At 61.0% G+C, this 18,540-nt stretch carries 16 protein-coding genes; all 16 read right to left on the bottom strand.

Annotation, left to right across the window (positions count from 1 at the left end; translation table 11 throughout):
• Window positions 1–4 precede the first annotated feature (4 nt).
• The gene (asnB, locus tag ACVJ5M_RS32925; protein WP_063984327.1) at window positions 5–1,993 is read right to left on the bottom strand and encodes an asparagine synthase (glutamine-hydrolyzing); all 1,989 of its coding nucleotides are present in this window, start codon (window positions 1,991–1,993) and stop codon (window positions 5–7) included.
• Between the two features lie 3 nt (window positions 1,994–1,996).
• On the bottom strand, window positions 1,997–3,253 hold the full coding sequence (locus ACVJ5M_RS32920) for an O-antigen ligase family protein (protein WP_063984326.1): 1,257 nt from the start codon (window positions 3,251–3,253) through the stop codon (window positions 1,997–1,999).
• On the bottom strand, window positions 3,250–4,437 hold the full coding sequence (locus ACVJ5M_RS32915) for a glycosyltransferase (RefSeq protein ID WP_063984325.1): 1,188 nt from the start codon (window positions 4,435–4,437) through the stop codon (window positions 3,250–3,252). Before ACVJ5M_RS32915 ends, ACVJ5M_RS32920 begins: the two co-directional genes overlap by 4 nt.
• A gap of 275 nt (window positions 4,438–4,712) precedes the next feature.
• Window positions 4,713–5,375, bottom strand: a complete 663-nt coding sequence (locus ACVJ5M_RS32910; protein ID WP_144030703.1) for a helix-turn-helix transcriptional regulator — start codon at window positions 5,373–5,375, stop codon at window positions 4,713–4,715.
• 289 nt (window positions 5,376–5,664) lie between these two features.
• A complete protein-coding gene (locus ACVJ5M_RS32905) occupies window positions 5,665–6,936 on the bottom strand; it encodes a polysaccharide biosynthesis/export family protein (protein ID WP_063984324.1) in 1,272 nt (423 codons plus the stop codon).
• 65 nt (window positions 6,937–7,001) lie between these two features.
• The gene (locus tag ACVJ5M_RS32900) at window positions 7,002–8,042 is read right to left on the bottom strand and encodes an NAD-dependent epimerase/dehydratase family protein (protein WP_063984323.1); all 1,041 of its coding nucleotides are present in this window, start codon (window positions 8,040–8,042) and stop codon (window positions 7,002–7,004) included.
• Window positions 8,043–8,054: 12 nt separating this feature from the next.
• A complete protein-coding gene (locus ACVJ5M_RS32895) occupies window positions 8,055–8,792 on the bottom strand; it encodes a sugar transferase (protein ID WP_063984322.1) in 738 nt (245 codons plus the stop codon).
• A complete protein-coding gene (locus ACVJ5M_RS32890) occupies window positions 8,789–9,928 on the bottom strand; it encodes a DegT/DnrJ/EryC1/StrS family aminotransferase (protein ID WP_063984321.1) in 1,140 nt (379 codons plus the stop codon). Before ACVJ5M_RS32890 ends, ACVJ5M_RS32895 begins: the two co-directional genes overlap by 4 nt.
• A gap of 45 nt (window positions 9,929–9,973) precedes the next feature.
• Window positions 9,974–10,690 (bottom strand): nucleotidyltransferase family protein, encoded by a 717-nt coding sequence (locus ACVJ5M_RS32885; protein ID WP_063986521.1) that lies wholly within the window; start codon window positions 10,688–10,690, stop codon window positions 9,974–9,976.
• Window positions 10,691–11,031: 341 nt separating this feature from the next.
• Complete coding sequence (locus tag ACVJ5M_RS32880; protein WP_014496395.1) at window positions 11,032–11,310, bottom strand: acyl carrier protein; 279 nt, start codon at window positions 11,308–11,310, stop codon at window positions 11,032–11,034.
• Between the two features lie 48 nt (window positions 11,311–11,358).
• Window positions 11,359–12,921 (bottom strand): class I adenylate-forming enzyme family protein, encoded by a 1,563-nt coding sequence (locus ACVJ5M_RS32875; protein ID WP_063984320.1) that lies wholly within the window; start codon window positions 12,919–12,921, stop codon window positions 11,359–11,361.
• Window positions 12,918–14,945 (bottom strand): asparagine synthase (glutamine-hydrolyzing), encoded by a 2,028-nt coding sequence (asnB, locus tag ACVJ5M_RS32870; RefSeq protein WP_063984319.1) that lies wholly within the window; start codon window positions 14,943–14,945, stop codon window positions 12,918–12,920. The genes ACVJ5M_RS32875 and asnB (ACVJ5M_RS32870) overlap by 4 nt, the downstream gene beginning before the upstream one ends.
• A 5-nt stretch (window positions 14,946–14,950) precedes the next feature.
• A complete protein-coding gene (gene nadE, locus ACVJ5M_RS32865) occupies window positions 14,951–15,961 on the bottom strand; it encodes an NAD(+) synthase (protein ID WP_231144506.1) in 1,011 nt (336 codons plus the stop codon).
• Window positions 15,915–16,817 (bottom strand): thioesterase domain-containing protein, encoded by a 903-nt coding sequence (locus ACVJ5M_RS32860; RefSeq protein WP_231144507.1) that lies wholly within the window; start codon window positions 16,815–16,817, stop codon window positions 15,915–15,917. The genes nadE and ACVJ5M_RS32860 overlap by 47 nt, the downstream gene beginning before the upstream one ends.
• Entirely contained in the window at window positions 16,810–16,968 is a 159-nt protein-coding gene (locus ACVJ5M_RS32855) for a hypothetical protein (protein ID WP_354097007.1), read from the bottom strand. The genes ACVJ5M_RS32860 and ACVJ5M_RS32855 overlap by 8 nt, the downstream gene beginning before the upstream one ends.
• Before the next feature lie 56 nt (window positions 16,969–17,024).
• Window positions 17,025–18,329 (bottom strand): lipopolysaccharide biosynthesis protein, encoded by a 1,305-nt coding sequence (locus tag ACVJ5M_RS32850; RefSeq protein WP_063986520.1) that lies wholly within the window; start codon window positions 18,327–18,329, stop codon window positions 17,025–17,027.
• Between the last annotated feature and the right edge of the window lie 211 nt (window positions 18,330–18,540).

The following is an 18,540-nucleotide window of genomic DNA, read 5'->3' as shown; positions in this document are numbered from 1 at the left end:
CTCCTTATTGCGCCGGTTCCATCACGCCTGCTGTTCGCGAAGGCCCGGAGGTAACTGCTGAGTCGAGCCAGGACTGCAGCATCAAGACAGCCCACAGCGGTCGTGAGAAATCGCGGCGACCGCTAAGATGTTGAAGCCAGCACTCCTGCACGCGGGAAACGTCCAGAAGATGCTGGTTGCGAAGGCGCGACTCCGAAAGGAGGTCCGACGCCCACGAACGAAGCGGTCCCTTCAGCCAGGAGCCGATCGGCACGTCAAAGCCCTGTTTCGGTCGCTCGAAGAGGTGGCGCGGCAGGTAACGGCCAAGGACCTGGCGCAGGAGCCATTTTCCCTGGCCATGACGCACCTTCGCCGAATTCGGCAGCGCCCAGCTGAACTCGACAACGCGATGATCCAGAAGCGGGCAGCGAGCCTCCAGGCTCGTGGCCATGCTCGCGCGATCAAGCTTCACGAGAATATCGCTCGGGAGATATCCAAGCATATCCCGAACGATAAAATCAGACAGCAGATCGTTGAGCGGCGGGATCGTGTCCGGCTCCGAGCCTGCCTGGGTCCGCGTCAACTGCAGTTCGGAGAGCCGCGTCGACCGACGGTACATCTCGCCGACGTCGTTGCTGCCGATAAGATCTGCCAGGCGGTTGATCCGGTCGCCGTGTGTCATCCTCTGCAACCAACCTGGAAGACGAAGTGTTTCGACGACGCTTTCGCGCATGCCGCGCCCGAGCAGCGCCACACCGCTCGCGGCCATGGTCCGGATCGATCGGTTGGAGTTCAGCAGAGGCGCTAAACGGGCGGAAAGTACGTGCCTGGAATACCCTCCGAAGCACTCGTCACCTCCGTCGCCCGAAAGCGCAACGGTGACGTCCTGCCGTGCAAGTCGAGATAGAAGCAGTGTCGGGATCTGCGATTCATCGGCAAACGGCTCGTCCCAGATGGTTGGAAGTTCGGGGATGACCGCTCTGGCGTCCGCGGAGGTGAGACGTAGCTCGGTATGGCTGGTGCCGAGGTGCCGCGCCACGGCCGCAGCGTTAGCCGTTTCATCAAAGGCGCGCTCACCGAATCCGATCGTGAAGGTCCGTACCGGGCGCGCCGATTGGGCCTGCATCAGGGCCACGACGGTCGAACTGTCTATTCCGCCCGACAGGAACAGCCCGACCGGAACGTCGGCAACCATTCGGTCGGCGACCGCGGCCTTGAGCAGATCGCAAGCCTGGGAGACGAGTTGCTGGTCATCTGCAGTGGCGAGCGCTGCGCGGCCCGTGTGCGCGACATCGGCCAACGACCACCAGGAGCGCGCGCGTTCTTGTAGAGCTGCGGCATCCCGGCAGACCAAGAGGTCCTCGGCACGGATCGATAGGGCGCCCCCGGGTGGAATCTTGAAGACGCCTCGCCATATGCACTGGTCTTCCGGCAACCATCCGCGCGATAGAAACTCCGCAACCGCGCCCGGGTCGATCTCCTGGTGAAAGTCGGGGAATGCCGCGATGGCCTTCAACTCCGACGCGAACACGACCGCATTTGACGTCCGCGCGACGTAGAGCGGCTTTTTCCCCATTCGATCGCGGGCCAGGTGCAGCGTGCGGTTCCGGCGATCCCACAGGCCGATTGCGAACATACCATTGCAGCGCTGGAGAGCCTTCTCCAGGCCCCATTTCTCGATCAGGGCCAGCAAGACCTCCGTATCACTATTGCCGGTGAAGCGCTTGCCTGCGCCCTCGAGCTCTTGCCGCAATGGCTTGTAGTTGTAGATCTCGCCGTTGAACGTAATGACGAAGCGGCCGTCGCTCGAAAGCATTGGCTGCCGGCCCGCATCGGAGAGATCGATGATGGACAGCCTGCGATGCCCGAACGCAACGCCGGCGTCACGATCGCTCCAGAACCCGTCCGCATCAGGACCGCGGTGGCGCAGGCGAGCCGTCATCGGCCCGATCGCCGCCAGGTCGGCGGATCGAGAAGCATGCGGCGTCTGAAGTATTCCTGTAATTCCACACATTGCTTAACTTCCAACTCGCGCTTGCGCCAATGAGCGCCGATCCGAGCCCAGGATGAGGCCCAGCGTGACGGCAAACCACACGGTCGGGTGCCGCAGAATGAAATGGCTGATGCTGAAGACGGCGAGTGCAAAGATCAGGACAGCCAAGGCGTCGAGCCGTGCGCGAAGCAGGAGCGCAAACGTGCCGACAAGCAGGCTGACAATGGCGATCACGCCAGGCAGTCCACCTTGGGTGAACACGTCCAGGAGGGTGCTGTGAGCTTCCACCGGGAGTGCTACGCCCTTGTCCGTGATTCCGCTTGGCTTCTCCAGATGCGGCCCGGGCCCAAGGCCAAGCGACCCGGACTCCAGTCCGGCATGCAAGGCGTCTTGCCAAAGACTTAGCCGCAGATTGGCGGTTGCCTTCGTTGCCTCACCGCCACGATCCTTCATCATGCCGGCGGCCAGCCCCTCGACATCATTCGCCGTTGCCATCCCGTAGGGGAGCAGTGAGAGCGAAAGGGGAATTATGGCGACAACGACGATCGCTGCAGCTGCGAAACGCAAACTCCATCGATGTTCGGGGGATGTCAGCCAGCTTCGCAAGCGCAGCGCAATGAGCAGCGGTATCGACAGCGACATCGAGATAAGAAAGGTATCGCTCTTCGTCAGCCGGCCGACGACGAATGTTACGATGCAGCTAAACACTGCGACGAACCGGCCAAACCGCTTGGCCGTCAGAGCCATGTGAAGCGAGAGTGGTGTCAAAACCGCACAGTAGATTGCAAGCTGGTTTGGATTCTCCGACCACCCGCGGAACCGGTCCCAATACCATGGATCGACCGACGAGATGCTGAGGTAGCCCCAGCCCAATGCAAGTTGCACCGCCACGGCGACGATCCAGAATCCGATCAGGAACCACAGCGATTGGCGTAGGGTATCCTCGGGTCTCAACGTTGCAGCCACCAGGCACGTGAGGGCCGCCACGAGGAGATATGCGAAGATGTCGTGCACGACGAGCTCTGGGTCGACGATCTCCGGGCGCAGCAATGCAAGGAAGCCCCCGAAACTCTGAATCAAGACAAAGCAGCCCCAGAATACAACGAGCCAGAGCAGAGCTTGGGGGTTGTAAATTCTTGAACCCACCAAGAGATGCAGGGATGCGAGACCGAGCCAGAGGACGAGGCAGGCTTCCCCGATGCCCAGGGGGAAGCTGGGAAGACGCAGCTGCGAGGCTGTCCCAAGCACGAGGCCAAGCGCAAGAAGGGCACTGCCGATCATTGTATTTCACTGCTGCTGTGCGCCGCCGGCCGCCAGCCACTGGAATAGCTGCGGGGAAGCAGCTGCGTGTAAAGCTCGGCATAGCGATCGGCGACGACGTTGAGGTCGAACTCCTTGCGCACCACGTTGATCGAGCGTTGACCCATCGTCTTTGCACGCGCGGAATCCTGAAGAAGGTCGAGAATTGAGGCCGCGAGCGCGCGCGGGTCGCGCGGCGCTACAAGTTTACCGTTCCAGTCCTCGCGGACCACGTCATCGCACCCCGGCATGCGGGAGGCGACGATTGGTACGCCAGCCAATCCGGCTTCCAAAAGAACACGGGGAATGCCTTCGCGATATTCAGTTGGAAAGGCAAAGAGGTCGGCGATTCCCAGAAGCGCGGGAATATCCGATCTGGCGCCGGTCGCAATCACATATGGTGCGTGCGCCTCGATCAGCTCCTGACCTACGGCGAATGGACCCTCGCTTTCGCGCGGACCGACGAGCAGAAAGCGGACATTCGGGCGGACCTCATGCACGAGCTTTGCCGCTTCGAGGAGCGTTGTGATTCCTTTTTGGACAGTTAATCGGCTTACTGTCAGGACAATCTCGGCATCGCCGAGCCCGAGTTCGGCGCGCAGCGCGGCAGGCGAGGCCGTTCGCGCTTGCGCCGCTTCGAAAGCGCCGACATCGATCCCCGAGCTTCCGATGATAACAGATGAGCTCTTTCCAAGCAGGCGGTGTCGTTTAAAGAAGCTGCTGTCGGCCTTGTTCTGGAAAACCGTCGCCGCGGTCCAGCAAGCAGCCAGGCGTTGCATCGCCAGATAGACGGGGCGGAAGGCCAAGGCTCTCAGTTCTGTCGATGAGAATACCCATCCCATTCCGTTGATCGTGCGCACAACCGGTACGGAGCCGCGAAGCGCCAGCGGCGCAAACAGATTGGGCTTGGTATCAAACGTCTGGATCACGTCGGGCCGAGCGCTCTTCACGAGCCGCGTCAGTTGACCCATGGCCGCGCGATCGGCAAAGCCGACGCCAAATCTGTCGAACTGATATTGATGATACGGGATTCCGGTCTTCGCGAATGCAGATGCTGCACCAGTGCCGGCCGCGCTCACGCGCAGGCCGCGGTTCTGCAGAGCCGCCAGGAACGGGATACGCAAAGCGTGATCCTCGCCTCCTACGCAAAGCAAGTGCAGCGCCATGTTGGTTCCTTCTAGCCCTTTGAGCAATCCCGCCAAGATGTTAATCTTTGCGGAGGCCCCCGGTTTTCCCGGCGAAAGTTTGACAGGATCAGGTTAGGACGTGGCCGCGGCCTGTCTTCATTCATTCGCATGACAGCGGAAGTGAGCGGTTGGCGGACGTGCTCGAACAGGGCTGAAAAGACGACGCGGCGCGAGTGCATGTTTGCTGAACGCGCCGCGAAGCACGTCGATCTCCGACCAGTCGAGACAACGCGACACCGTATTCCGCGTCCACGCTAGGGCAGGACGGCGAGGCGGCCCAGTAACGCGATCAGGTCTGCTTGCCGGCGTGTCTGTGTTTTGACAAACAGGGAAGCCAACTGGGAGCGTACTGTCGTTCGACTCAATCGTCGCGAACGAGCAATGTCGATCAGGTTGTTGCCTCGCGCCAACTCGAGAGCAAGCTGGGTTTCGGCAGCGGTGAATCCAAACAATCGCTGCAGCGTCCGCGGCGAAGGCTCCGGATGCGCGTCGAGATCCAGCAGGATCAATGCGATGGTCTCGTCGGACCACGCATTCGCGACCTGGTTGATCAGCGCGGTAAATCCTTCCTTGGTGGATGTTGCCAACCAGGAAGTCGAGCCTGCCGGAAACTGTGCGCCGGCGCGGTGGACCAGTTGCTTGACGGCGCCATAGAGCGTTTCGTGGCTCGCATCCACGCGCGCTTCGCGTTCCAATATTGCACGGCCGGCCGGACTGAGCTCGATAACCTTGCCGCGTCTGAGCAAGACCTGTCCGCAGCCGATCCGCGCGAGCACCCCGCGCAAGCCGTCCTGCTTGGGGTTCTGGGCGTCAGAGTGAGCAGATGAAACGGGACTGGAAATATTGAATATCGATTCAGAAGAATGACGCTGTAGAGCAATGGTAGACCTTGGCAATGCTTGGCTTAAGTTCAACATTTTATTCCCCCGGCCGCGCTGACCCGATGGAGTGAACGTGCCACAAAGATTCCCAACTTCTGCCACGCCTGGCAACGTTGAATGGGGGGTAACCCCGCGGCCGTCGGAGGGGGTGAAAGTTGCCGATCTTCCGGGCATCGACCCGGTTGTGATCAACGAAGAGGTAGCAACGCGGGTTGAAGGGGTAGCAAGGCGGGTTTAAGCCTCGCGGGAGCAGCCATGGGGGTATGCGGAAGCTACTCCTGAAGGAGCGCCCTGCTTACTCTTAAGGGAGTACCTCTGTTCGTGCTCAGTTCGAGAAGGCCGGCGCAGGGCGCAATGTGACTTCGATCACATCGCCGGGCTCCACGTCGAAGTCGACGGATGCGGTTATCCTGTCCCACTGCTGACCGAGCCGCCGCACGACGATCACGTCGGGATTGAGCTCACCTGAATTGACGGGGATGGCACCCGAGCCGCCGATGGGCTGCAGTTTCTGGCTGAGCGCCTGCATTCTCACGCGCAAGTCCGCCAATCGAACGTTCGAGTCTTTCTGCTCCCTGAGCAGATTGATCGTGCGCTGGCTGGTCACACGTCCCGCTTGCCGCAGGAAGTCCTCACGCTGGCGCTGGAGCCGCATGAGTTCGACGCTCGTCTGCAGGCGTCGGGTCGACGACAGCAACAGGGCACGCCGGCTTTCGCTGACACGAGGACTTGCAAGCAATCCGGAGCCGAACGCCTTCATGACCCGTTCGAGCTCCTCTTCGTCGGCCTGCACGCCCTTCTCTTCACCTTCCTGTTGCTTCTTGAGCGTAGCGAACTGCGCGTCCGTCTGCTTTACGGCGTCGTCCAGGAAGCGTTGTTCCGTGCGGTAGTCGCTTTGTGAGGTCTTCAGGGAGTCCTTCTCGGCTTGAACGACCGAACCGATCACACCCGCGGGCAGCGAAATGTCGCTTGGAGGTGTGGCGTCGAACGTGTCGCGGCCATCAAGCTCCGCGCCGGTTCGGACGATATGGAAGTATTCCTTGGTGTATTCGGTGGCGAGAGACTGGTAGTCCCGCACAAGATCCGCAGGGTCGGTGGCGCCGGGCTGCATGCCACGCGACCGCAACAGGCTGAAGCCGCCGGCCACTGCCACGGCCTGGCGCACGGTCATTGAAGCCCGATACGTCTGCTGTCCGGGCGTGAGCACATCGCCGGAAACATAGACCGGCCGATATTCCACGACGCTTGCTATGACGTCGCCGGGCTTGACCACGAATGCCTGGTCGCGTCCGTCGGTCAGGCGTTGACGCAGTATCCGTGCCTGCAGCAGCGTCTCGATGCGGTTCTGCATCTGCGCCGGGGTCAGGCCGGCAACTTCAACCGTCCCTCCGCCCGGAAGCGGGATGGTGCCGTCGATCTGGATCTGCGTGCGGTTGCGTTGATCGGGGAGGCCACCGATCGAAATCTCGATGGTATCACCCGGTCCCAGCTTGTACGGCGCGGCAAGGGATAGCCCGCTTGTCGCGAAAAACAGAACTGCCGCGCATGAGCCCAGCAGGAGGGTGGAAGAGGGTCTGCCTTGCTTCTTGCACTTCATGGACGAACTCCCGATGTAACCGAGCCTTCGCCGCTCGCGATTTAGGGACGCCGATATCGGATCCTTCAGCCGGCTCTCTTCAAATCCGGGATGAGGGCGGTCGGAAGGAAGATCTCGTAGTTTCCGAAGAAGTGCCTCTGCTCCTCGACGTGGTCGAACAGGCCCTGGCTCAAGGCAGCGAGGATTTCGCTGATCCCTTGCTGAACGCTGATCTCGGGCGTGAAATTCAATACCCGACGGATCTTGTCGAAGTTCACGCGGTAATTCCGGGGATCGGCGCCGCGCTCCTGATAGGTCACCTTCGATCGCGGAATGTGCCGCATGATCTCCTCAACGACCATCAGCTTGGTGAAGTTGTTTTCCTCGCAGCCCACATTGAAGACTTCGAAGGCGACCTTGCTGGTGGGCGCGCGGAGCACTTCCTCGATCGCGCGGGCAAAATCACGAACATGGCAGTAAGGACGCCAGGTGTTGGGATCGAATACCAGCAGTTCTTTTCCCAGGTGCAGTTCACGCACAAATTCGTTCACCGTGAGATCGAAGCGCATTCGCGAGGAAAGACCAAAGGCCGTCGCAAAGCGGAGAACCGTTGGATGGAATCCAGCCTTTCCCTTGAGACCGAGGATCTTCTGCTCCATCTCCACCTTGTGCTTGGCGTAAAGGGAGAGTGGTGCGAGCGGGTAATTCTCGTCGACGGCCGTGTCTACTTCCACTAGCCCATAGTTCGAGCAGGTGGACACGAAGATCAGCCGATCGACCGGATGGTGTTGCATCGCGTCGATGAAGGACGCGACGCCATTGCGATTGATGGCGTGACTTTCATCGGGGTACTTGCTCGTGATCGGATCGCCGACGAGCCCGGCGAGGATAACGACGTCATCCACACCCTTCAATGCTTGATTGGCGAAACGGGGATCGCGAATATCGCCTTGCATGAACTCGTATTGCGGAACGCTCAGATAAGGCCAGGCACAGCTCTCGTTCTTGTAGATGAGCTGATCCAGGCAACGGACGTGCCAACCCTTTCTCAGAAGATGGCCCGTGATCACTGAGCCCACGTAACCAGCACCACCTACCAGAAGCACAGTTCGCTTTTCAGTCGCCATTTGATCACCCGTCTACTTTTGAAATAAGTTCGCACCGACAGATCCGCCAGTTGGCGCTATGCCGCTCTGGCTCTCCGGTCGGGGTCTTCGCATGCGGTTGAGAAGCGGCTCCCCCACGGCGATCCAGCCGGCCTGAACGATCCACCGGAGATCGGACGTGACGGTTCGATTGGAATAATATGCCAGGTCGATCTTCGCCTTGGCGGGAAACAGAACCTCCCGATAGAAATCCGCCACATTGCCGTCCGGCGGGAACAGCTCATTTTCATGCCGGAAGAGAACCTGGCACGGCCCGACGAGGCCTGGCCGGTGTTCCAGGATCTTTTCGAATCCGTTCCTGAAACAGTCGGCAAATACGAGCGTCTCGGGTCGCGGGCCGACGAAAGACATGTCACCCCGCAGGATGTTCCAGAGCTGCGGTAGCTCATCCAGCTTGAATGCAGCCAGCAGCCCGCCGATCGTCGTCATGCGGTTGTCGTTCACCATCGTGAGCGGACTTCCGCGATCGTCGCAATCGGCTCTGAACTTCCGGAACTTGTACATGCGGAACGGCGCCCCGTTCAGCCCGAGACGGAGTTGCGAATACAGTATCGGTCGCCCGCCTTCGATCCAGACTGCAAGCGCAATGACCAACAGGATCGGCAGCGAGACGAATATGGCCGTCCCGGCACCGAGGACATCGATGACGCGCCGCAAACGCACGGCCGGAGCTGCCGGCCCAGCGCATCCCGCATTGACCGTTTCGCTCATGCCTGTTCGACCTCCGCGGGACAGGTTGCCCGAAGTCCATCCGCGAGGCTGTCTGCCACGTGATCGACGTCGGCGGGAGTCATCGCGGGATGGAGCGGCAAGGTGAGCTCACGTCCGCAAAAATCCTCAGTGTTGGGGAGGCTGATGCCCGGATACTGGTCCTGGTAGAACGTCAACCGATGCACCGGCGGATAGTGAATGGTCGTCTGAACGCCGCGCTTGCTGAGCTGCTCGATCAGGGGCTGCCGCGCGCTTGCCGCGGGGAGAAGAACCGGCATGAGATGGTGGGCCGATACCCACGACGCGTTGAATGGCACCAGGACCGAAGGGCAACGCTCGGCGAGCCGCCGCCGATAGTGCAGCGACAGATGCCGCCTGGCGTCGTTCCAACCTGCCAATTTACGCAGCTGCACCAGGCCGACCGCGGCGCGCAACTCGTCCATGCGGTAGTTGAATCCAAGAAGCGTCACGTCGTACTCGGGGCTGCGGCTGACGAGGCGCTGGCGCGTGTTGGTGGTCATGCCATGCGACCTGGCGCGCTTGATCATGTCGTTCAATATCCGGTGACGCGTTATGATTGCGCCGCCTTCAGCAGTCGTCATGTTCTTGTTGCCGTAGAAGGAGAACGCGGCTGCATCGCCAAACGTGCCGACCCCCTTGACGCCGGGTGCATGCGCGGCGTCCTCGATCAGGAGCAGACCCTTGCTGCGAGCGAAGGCCTGCCACTCGTCTCGATCAGCGAGGTAGCCCCCAAAATGCATGAGGATCACCGCTTTCGTCCGCGAAGTGCACTTGCGGAGCGCATCGGCCGCGGACATCAGGGGAACTGCCCCGGATTGGACATCGACGAACACGGGCCGTGCTCCGACGTAGAGCACGGCATTGGCCGTGGCAACGAACGTGAGAGATGGAACGAGGACTTCGTCGCCGGGGCCGACTCCGAGCGCATGCAGGATGAGGTGAAGTGCGGCCGTGCATGATCCGACTGCAATCGAGTCCTCGGCGCCATGCATGCGTGCAAACGTCTGCTCGAACTCCCGTACGCGGTCCCCCATGGTGATCCAGCCGCTATCGATCGCGGCAACAAGAGCTTCCTTTTCGTCAATTCCCAGGGCCGGTTCTGATACCAACAGCATGTGTTCCTCTTCCCGTTCATTCCCCATGCGAAGGGTGACGCTGCGTCACGCAGCCGCAGTTGCGAATGCAGTCGATTGCTCGTCCCACGCAATGTCCTGGGCTTTCAGGAAGTCCTCGACCCGGCCAATGTCGAGCCACAGGCCAGTATGCTTGAAGACGTTGACGCGGGCTTCTTCCTCGAGCATCTGGAACATCAGGTCGTCGAATCCGAAGGGGACGCCCGATGGAATGCGCTCGAGGACGACCGGATTCATGCAGTAGATTCCCATGCTGACGAGGTTCGTCAGCTCCGGCTTCTCGCGAAATCCGGTCACGCGTCCATCGATTTCATCAATCACACCGAAGTCCATCTTCGTGCTCCGAACGGAGGTTCCGATGGTGATGTTGGCGTCGGATTTTCGGTGATTGTGGATCAGCTGGTTCAGGTTCAGGTCTGTCAGGACGTCACCGTTGAGGACCAGGAACGGCTCGTTGAGCTGTTCTCGCAGCAATGACAGCGGGCCGATCGTGCCGAGCGGCTCGAGCTCCTGCGTATACGTGATCTGCATGTTCCACTGGCTGCCGTCACCACAGACGCTGCGGATCAGGTGGCCCAGATAACCGGTGGTGACGAAGACCTCTCCGATCCCGTTCCGTCTCAACCATTTGAGAACGAGCTCGAGGACGGGACGGGCGCCGATTGGCATGAGGGGTTTTGGCAAAATGGACGTATGTGGACGAAGTCGAGTTCCTCTGCCGCCGCACTGAACTACCGCTTTCATCTGAACCTCCATGTACTCAAAAAAATACGCTTCAAAAAAAACGAGATATGCTTCTCAAGGAAAAAGGTAGGAGCAAACCATGCCTGCGTCTTCGTTCGTTTGCATGAGAGCGTTGGAATCGGACGGCGGAGGAATGCCGGCGGGTTGTCCACGCAGTCGTGCAGCCGAGGCGTACCTCTCCGGAAGACACGGGATCCGCCTTGGCCAAGGGGCTAATGCGGAAGGGTTCGCGAAGGGCGAAAAAACGCCGCACTCGGCGGCCGGGTGAACCCCCGGGGCGCCAAGCCGCGATCGAGTCACAGGACAGCTCGTTTCCTCTGCTTGCCGAACGCGCCGGTCCGTCAGGTATCGGCGGCCAAGTTAACCTTGCTGGCGATGTAACGTGCCATGCCCCGAATTGAATCGAGATTCTCGGGCAGGATCTCATTGTCGTCGACGGCGATGCCGAAAGTCGTCTCGATGAACCCGACCACCTCGAGCACTCCAGTCGAATCGATGATCCCCTGGTCGAGCAGGGAAGCGTCGTCGTTCAGCGCCGCGATGTCGCTGATGTAGAAATTCGATGTCAGAAAAGCGCGGATCTGCTCCTTGCAGCGGTCGGGTGCCAAGACCAGTGTCATTGCGTTGGTGCTCCATGAAAGCGGGTGCGTCGATTGGTCGTCCACAAGCTATCCCGTGATGAGCTCTCTCTTGTTGATCTTGCCCGTATCCGTGCGGGCCAGTTCCGGCACGATAACGACGTACTTGGGGACCATGAAGCTCTCGAGGCGCTTGTGACATTCGCGCTGGATCTGCTTGGCGTCGATCGGCCGCACCTGGTCGATGACCACGAATGCCTTGATCGCGTGGCCGAGCAGATCATCGGGAACGCCGACGACTGCCGCTTCCCTTATGCCGGGAATGTCCAGCAAAGCGCTCTCCACCTCCTTGGGCGCGACCTTCTCGCCGCGTGATTTGATGACCTCGTCGCTCCGGCTGACGAAGTACAGATATCCGTCGGCGTCCATCTGACAGTAGTCGCCGGTGTAAAGCACCTGCTCGCCGGGAAGCGGTCCGGGCTTGAGTTTCTTCGCAGTAGCTTCGGGCTTTCGCCAATAGCCCTTCATGACGGTCGCACCGCGGATCACCAGCTGTCCGGCGATGCCGGCGCCGACCCGTTGATCACGCTCGTCGACGATCCACATTTCGGTATTCGGGATGGCAATTCCTACGCTCGACGGCTTCCGATCGAGATCCTCCGGCGGCAGGTAGGTGCAGCGTTTGCATTCGGTAAGACCGTACATGGAGTAGATGCGGGCGCCGGGGAACGTGTGTCTCAGCTGCCCCAGGTGCCGGACCGGCAGTGCGGCACCGGTGCTCGTCACGTAGCGAATGCTGGATAGATCGTAACTCTTCAACGACTCAAGCTGCAGCAGAGTCGAGAACATCGTCGGCACGCCGGGAAAACCCGTCACTCTCTCTTCTGCAATACGCCGAAGCGTCTCGGCGGGGAAAGCAAACGAGCGTTCGAGAACAAGGCGTGCTCCGGCGCGTACGGCCATGATCATCTGATACAGGCCGTAGTCGAAGGCGAGTGGCAGAGCGTTGAGGATGACCTCATCGTCACGGACGTCGAGATACGACGAAACCGACGTACACGCCGTCATCATGTTCCGGTGCGTCAGCATCACCCCTTTGGGCTCGCCGGTCGAGCCCGAGGTGTAGACAATGGCGGCGAGATCGATATCGATGCAGCGGCGCGCGGGTGCTGCGTCGTGCTCGGTGGCCGTTACAGTGTTCCATCGCACGGCATGCGGCAGCGCGTTCAAATCGGCGTCGTCGATAGGGCCGGACACGATTACGCGGCGCAAGGACGGGCAATGTCGTGCAGGTTCGCGGAACGTTGCGTAAAGGCGCGTTTGCGTAATGAGCGCAGTCGGCTGGCAGTCGTTGAGGAGATAGCCGAGCTTGTCGGGTTTCGTGAGAGGATTGATGAGGCATACGATCGCGTTGGCCTTGAGGACGGCCCAGAAACTGACGGCTGCCTCGACGGTGTTGTCGGCAAAGATCATCACACGATCGCCGCGCTCGACGCCGGCCTCGACCAGGTGGTGCGCGACCGCATTCGACCACGCCTCGAGCTGGTCGTAGGTGACCCGATGACCGTCGCAGACGAGCGCGACCTTCGCGCCGTCTTGATGGGCCGCGTGGATCAGGTAATCGTGCAGGAGCGGCACAGGATCGTTGATCATGCGTAAACTCCCGGTACGTCCTGGTGGTCGACGTCCACGCTGAGCTCGAGACGGTGCGGTGCTTCCTGCCGGTCCGCGACGAACTGCTGGAACAGGAGCTGAGTGGACAGGACGCCGACGAGCGCCATGTTGTCGAAATTGGACAGGTCGCCATCGCCGGCGTGCGCATGGGCTTGGCATTTGGTGCGCAGCCGCTCGACCGCCACCGGGTCGAAGATGTTGGCGGCGCGGACGCTTGCACTTGAAAGAGCTTCGTCGACATAAGGGGGGGCATCCCTGTCGACGAAGCAGAGCGCATTGGGGGTCCGGTAGGGCTGCTTCTTGCGTGTGACGATCTCTGGTGGAACCTGCGACTGTGTTACACGCTTAAGGACGTGCTTCTCGTCGAGGATGCGAAGTTTGCAGGCGTCGGGAAGGGAGTTCGCGAGCTCGACGACGTCGTCGTCAAGGAATGGAAAGCGTCCTTCGACCGAGTGCGCCATCAGCATCCGGTCTCCCTGGGAGGAGAGCAGGTAGCCGGCCAGGAGCGTCTTGGTCTCGAGGTACTGATCTTGTGCAAGCGGCGTCCAGCGGGAAAAATCCGGCGGCAGACGATCGAGCAATTCGGTCACCGGGTCGGCTCGCGAAGTCGCCGCGCGCATGTCTGCGGAGAACAGGCGCTTGATCGCGCTGGTGCTGCGCCAACGCGGAGAGTGAGCGAAGCCGGGCGCATCCGGGGCAGAAATGCCGTGTCCGAAGAACTTTAGCGCGATGGCCTGCATGTGGACCGGCGATCGAGAGATGTAGGGATAGAGCCGGCTCAGGAGGGCGGCGCGCCGCGTTGAGGCCGGCTGACGGCCCCAGAAACGGCGGATCTTGCCTTCCCGAAACACATCGTAGCCGGCGAACATTTCATCTGCGCCTTCGCCGGTCAGCACGACCTTGATGCCGCGCTCGCGTACGAGCTTCGAGAGCAGGAACAGCGGTGCAGGGGCGGTCCGCAGGATTGGCCGCTCAGTGTGGTAGATGACCTTGGGAAATACCTCGGCGATATCCTGCCGCGAGACCATGAGCTCGTGGTGCTCGCTCGCAATCGTGCGTGCCATTAGGCGTTGATAGGAGGTCTCGTCATATTCAGCGTCGGAAAAGCGCACGGAAAACGTCTGGAAGCGCCTGCCCGCAAACCGGCTCCCCAATGCCGCAACAAGCGAACTGTCGAGACCACCGGAGAGATAGCTTCCCACGGGGACGTCGGACCGCACCATTCGGAGCGCCGTAGCCGCCTCCAGTGCACTACGCACAGAATCGATCACATCGTCATTGCAGCCGGCGGACGAAACGCGATGGTCGTCGGACCGGGTCGCATAGCACGGAGTCCAGAATGCGCGGTCCCGGACCGCGCCGCGCACGTAACTGCGGACGTGTCCCGGTTCAATTTCCGTGATCCCCTGAAACACGCTTTGCGGCGGCACGGTGCTCCAGAAGGTAAAGGTCTGGTCGATGCCTGCTGGATCGAATGCCCGAGGGATTGCCGGATCTGCCGCGAAGATGGCCTTGATCTCACTGGCGAAGTAGAGTTGGCCTTGATGGTTGCAGATATAGAGCGGACAGATTCCGGTCCGGTCACGGGACAAGACGAGGCGGCCGGCGGAGGCGTCCCAGATGGCAAGGGCCCATTGGCCGTTCATCCGTTCGAATGCTGCCTCGCCCCAGGCGCGATAGGCCTGAATCACGACCTCCGTGTCGCTGCGGGTGCGGAAGCGATGGCCGAGCGAGATCAGCTGCTCGCGCAGCTCGACATAGTTGAAGATCTCGCCGTTGAACACGATCCAGGCGGGCCCGCCGGGATCGGAGAGAGGCTGTTGTCCGCCCGCTATGTCGATGATCGAGAGCCGGGCGTGCGCCAGGCCCGCGCGTTGGTCCCGGTAGAGGCCTCGCTCGTCTGGCCCGCGATGTGCAAGCGCCCCGGTCATCCGCAACAGCGCTCTCCGCGAAGGACTCGGAGCGTTCGCACTCAGCGCCACGATGCCGGCGATGCCGCACATGCCGTCTAGTCCTCGATTACCGCATCAACGAGTAGAGGCGGGCTGTGAAGATAGCGCGTCGCCCGACGCTTGGAAGTGATGTCCTTGAAGACCTTCTGCACCTGCGCTGTCGCCAGACCTACGGCCTCGGCCACGTTGTCGGCGGAAATGCCGTGGTTGACCGCGTACATGCAAACATCAGTCAATCGATAGGGGGCAGCGAAATAGAACTCCTCCTGGCTCTGCGGCAGCGAGAACGTGTCAGACGTCGGCGGCCGTCGCCTGATCTCGTCGTCGATGCCAAGGTATTCGGCCAGTTGGTAGACCTGGCTCTTGTAGAGATGCGCAATCGGCATGACGTCCGCGTCCCCGTCACCCTGCTTCACGAAGAAGCCCTGATCGTGCTCGAGCCGGTTTGGCGTACCTATCACGGCATATTTCAGACGGTCCGCGTGATAGTACTCGGTCATCTTGCGGACCCGTTGCTTGTAGTTGGTTGCAGCAACGATCTGCAGGTAGACCTCGGGCGGAAGACGCACGGTGGAGGTTTCGCCGTCCGGGTCTTGTACGGTCAGACGGGTGATGTTGATGCCGGCGCTCTCCGAGCCCGAGCTGAGTACCAGCTTGCATTTCCAGTCGGCTCCGTATTCGGGTACGACGGCTTGGATCGCCTCTCGCTGCCGGCGGTATGCGCCCAATGCTTCGAGCGCCGGTGCGATGTCTTCGACAACCGTCGTGAGGCGCAGTTGCGTAGCAACGACCCGGCCGAGCCTCAGCGAATCGGACGACGAATCGCGCTCGGGCATCAGCAGACCGAGGACCTTCGTATTTCCAAATGCGCGCGCACAGAGCGCTGCGACCACGGAGCTGTCGATGCCGCCGGACAGTCCGACGATGGCTCCGCGTCGGCCAAGCACGCCAAGGACACGGTCGCGCAAGAACGCGACGATGCGCGCGACCTCCAATGGCGCATCCAGGACCAGGGCGTCTTTACTGAACGCGGGTTCGGTTTGGCTGTGGGCTGCTTGCAAGGTCACTTGAACAATCCGCCTCTCTCTGGGGAAACTCGGCCGGTGAGTAGGTTTGCGACAGCGCCTTCTGGACGAGGTGCAAGTTCATCGCGAGGTAAGGCGGCATGACCAGATCGGTGTGAGTGCCTGCGCTTGGGACGACATCGATCTGGGCAAACGCACGATCCCATCCCAGAGTTTGCGGCATCTTCTTTCGCTGGCATCGGAACAGAACGGCGGAGAACGGCAGCATCGATTTCGGCTCCGCCAACCAGCGGAAGTAGGCCTTCGCGCGCAAGACTTCCTGCAATTCCTGCTTGAGCCTGAACGACGTGAGATCGAACTGCCCCCTCGCGCGGCGATCGAGCATCCGGGCCAGGTTAGCTTCATGGCCGATCGCAACGGTTGCCTTGGCGAGGGCCCGGCAGACCATCCGGGGCGCGGTGACCCGGTTGTTGCGGATTCGACGGATCGTGCGGGTCAACGTCTCCCATGCAGAACTGCGCTCGCCCATGAGGCTGGTGTCGAGAATTCCGAAGAACTTCACCGAGCGGCCGGCGGCAAACATTCGCGTCGCGACCTCGAAGGCGACCGCCCCACCGAGGGAATGACCGAGAAGTCTGATGTGGCCGCGCGGCTGGATGCGATTGATCTGCTCCACGGCAGCAGCAGCCATATCGCAAACGCTGTCCTGACCCTGCAATATCTTGCCGAGATCCGGGTAGCGGATCGGAACGACATGTGCAATTTCGCGGATTGAGGCTGTCAGGGCGGCGAGGCTGGCTCCATAACCAAGTGAGCCGGGCAGTAGGAAAAGCACGGGCGGCGCCGCCGCCACAATGCACGAGGGCGGAGAAGCCAAATCCTCGCCTGTATCAATCAATGGCCGTAGCTTCATTGGCATGCAACCGACTGACCGAGCTCCAAAATTGGAGTATGAAGACGTTGAAAATCCTCTCATCATTCATTCGCATGAAGCACATGGTCGCGCCCAGGAAATTGGTTATCTTCGCTCCAGCGCGTCTGTCGTCCATGTGCCGCCTCCTCGAGCGGACGCGAAGTTCGGGGCGTGCTCTTTCGACCCTCTGGGTCACACAGGCCCATTGATCGGTGCGCCCGACGTCCGCGCGCCGCCAGGCCCATTCAAGAGAAACAGCGCCACGATAATTCCCAGGGCGTAGCCGGTAGCTCCTCCGGCGGCCATCATGTAGATCACCTGCAACGGGTCGAGGCCGAGGTGAGCACCGATGAGAAGCGGGCCAAATACGAACACGGCCCGCACCAGATCAACCAGCAGACGCAGTTCCTGACGGCGAAAAAGAGTCGGAACTTCCTGAATGGGCGTCGACAAGGCTTGTGCGGCGCACATGAGCGCTAGGGCGCCCATGATCTGACCCGTAGGTATCCAGGATTCTCCGAGCAGCGGAACGACGACGTAGGGGGAGATAAATCCAAGGCCGAGCACCGGCAGAACGATCAGGCCGGCCGCAACGACCAACAGGCCGCATGCGGTGCCGAGCAGATGATGACGGTCGAAGTCTTTGCTGGCCTCGGCGACGAAGACATTGCTGAGCGGCAAGGCGATCAGGGTGACCGGACCGGTCACGAGACGGGCGGCGACGCCAAAATGCCCGGCGAATGCGGTACCGAATAGCGAGCCTATGAAGATTGCGGGGAGATTGATGATCGCGAATCCCGCAAGGGCCGAGGGCAGCTCGAACAGGGGAAATTTGTACTCTCGCCGCGCCGTCGCCGCGACCGAACCCCACGGGGCTTGCGCGATGCGGCGGATGTCCTCCCATTTCAGGAGCCGGACGCAGAGAAATGCGATCAACACAGCCTGGCTCAGGATGTGGGCTTGGATCATTGCGCCGTCCCCGAGGTGCGCGAGGCCGAAGCTCACCTGGAGCACTGCCATCGACGCCGGCAGGATCAGGCGGCCCATGCCGAAGTCACGCATATGATTGAAGCGCAAGCACCAGCAGTTCATTGCGTCGGCAACGCCGACCGCAGCCATCCCGATGGGTACGAGGTAGGTAAGATGTTGCAGTCGTGCTGGCACCACGTCCGACAGCAGGTATCCCGCGGTTAGCACAACAGAGGTCGTAAAGCAGACCGCCACGAGCGTGAGCTTGAGCGCGACCAGCGCGTGAGCTCTGTCCTCAACCACATACAGAGACGTACTGAAGCGAAGTCCGGCTATCGCGCCGACGATGTTTACGATTGAGAGATAGATCGTGAATATTCCAAAATCCTCCGGCGAATAGAGCCGGGTAAGGATGGGAATGGCCGCTACGAGCATGAGCTGGCCGGTGAGTGCGAGGGCGGAGACGCCCGCCGCTGCACGAACAAGAGCCCTTGTCCGCGTCGGACCGGTCGCCGGTTTCGCGGCCATGAAGAACTTCCTCGGTCCAGAATTCATTTCAAAAACGGCAAGATCGTCGCGACGACGGTGCGATCTATTTCGATTCGATCGTAGGATGGAGAGGGGTGCGCGCCATCATTCGTTCGCATGACGCTGACTGAAGTGTCGCGGAATCGAAGGAGAGTTTGCATGAACAGCTCGTGCTTGCGGAATAGACGACGCATGGAGCCCGATCGTGGGG

This window comes from Bradyrhizobium sp. S3.7.6, assembly GCF_054061875.1.
This window is presented reverse-complemented; position numbering and strand designations above follow the sequence as displayed.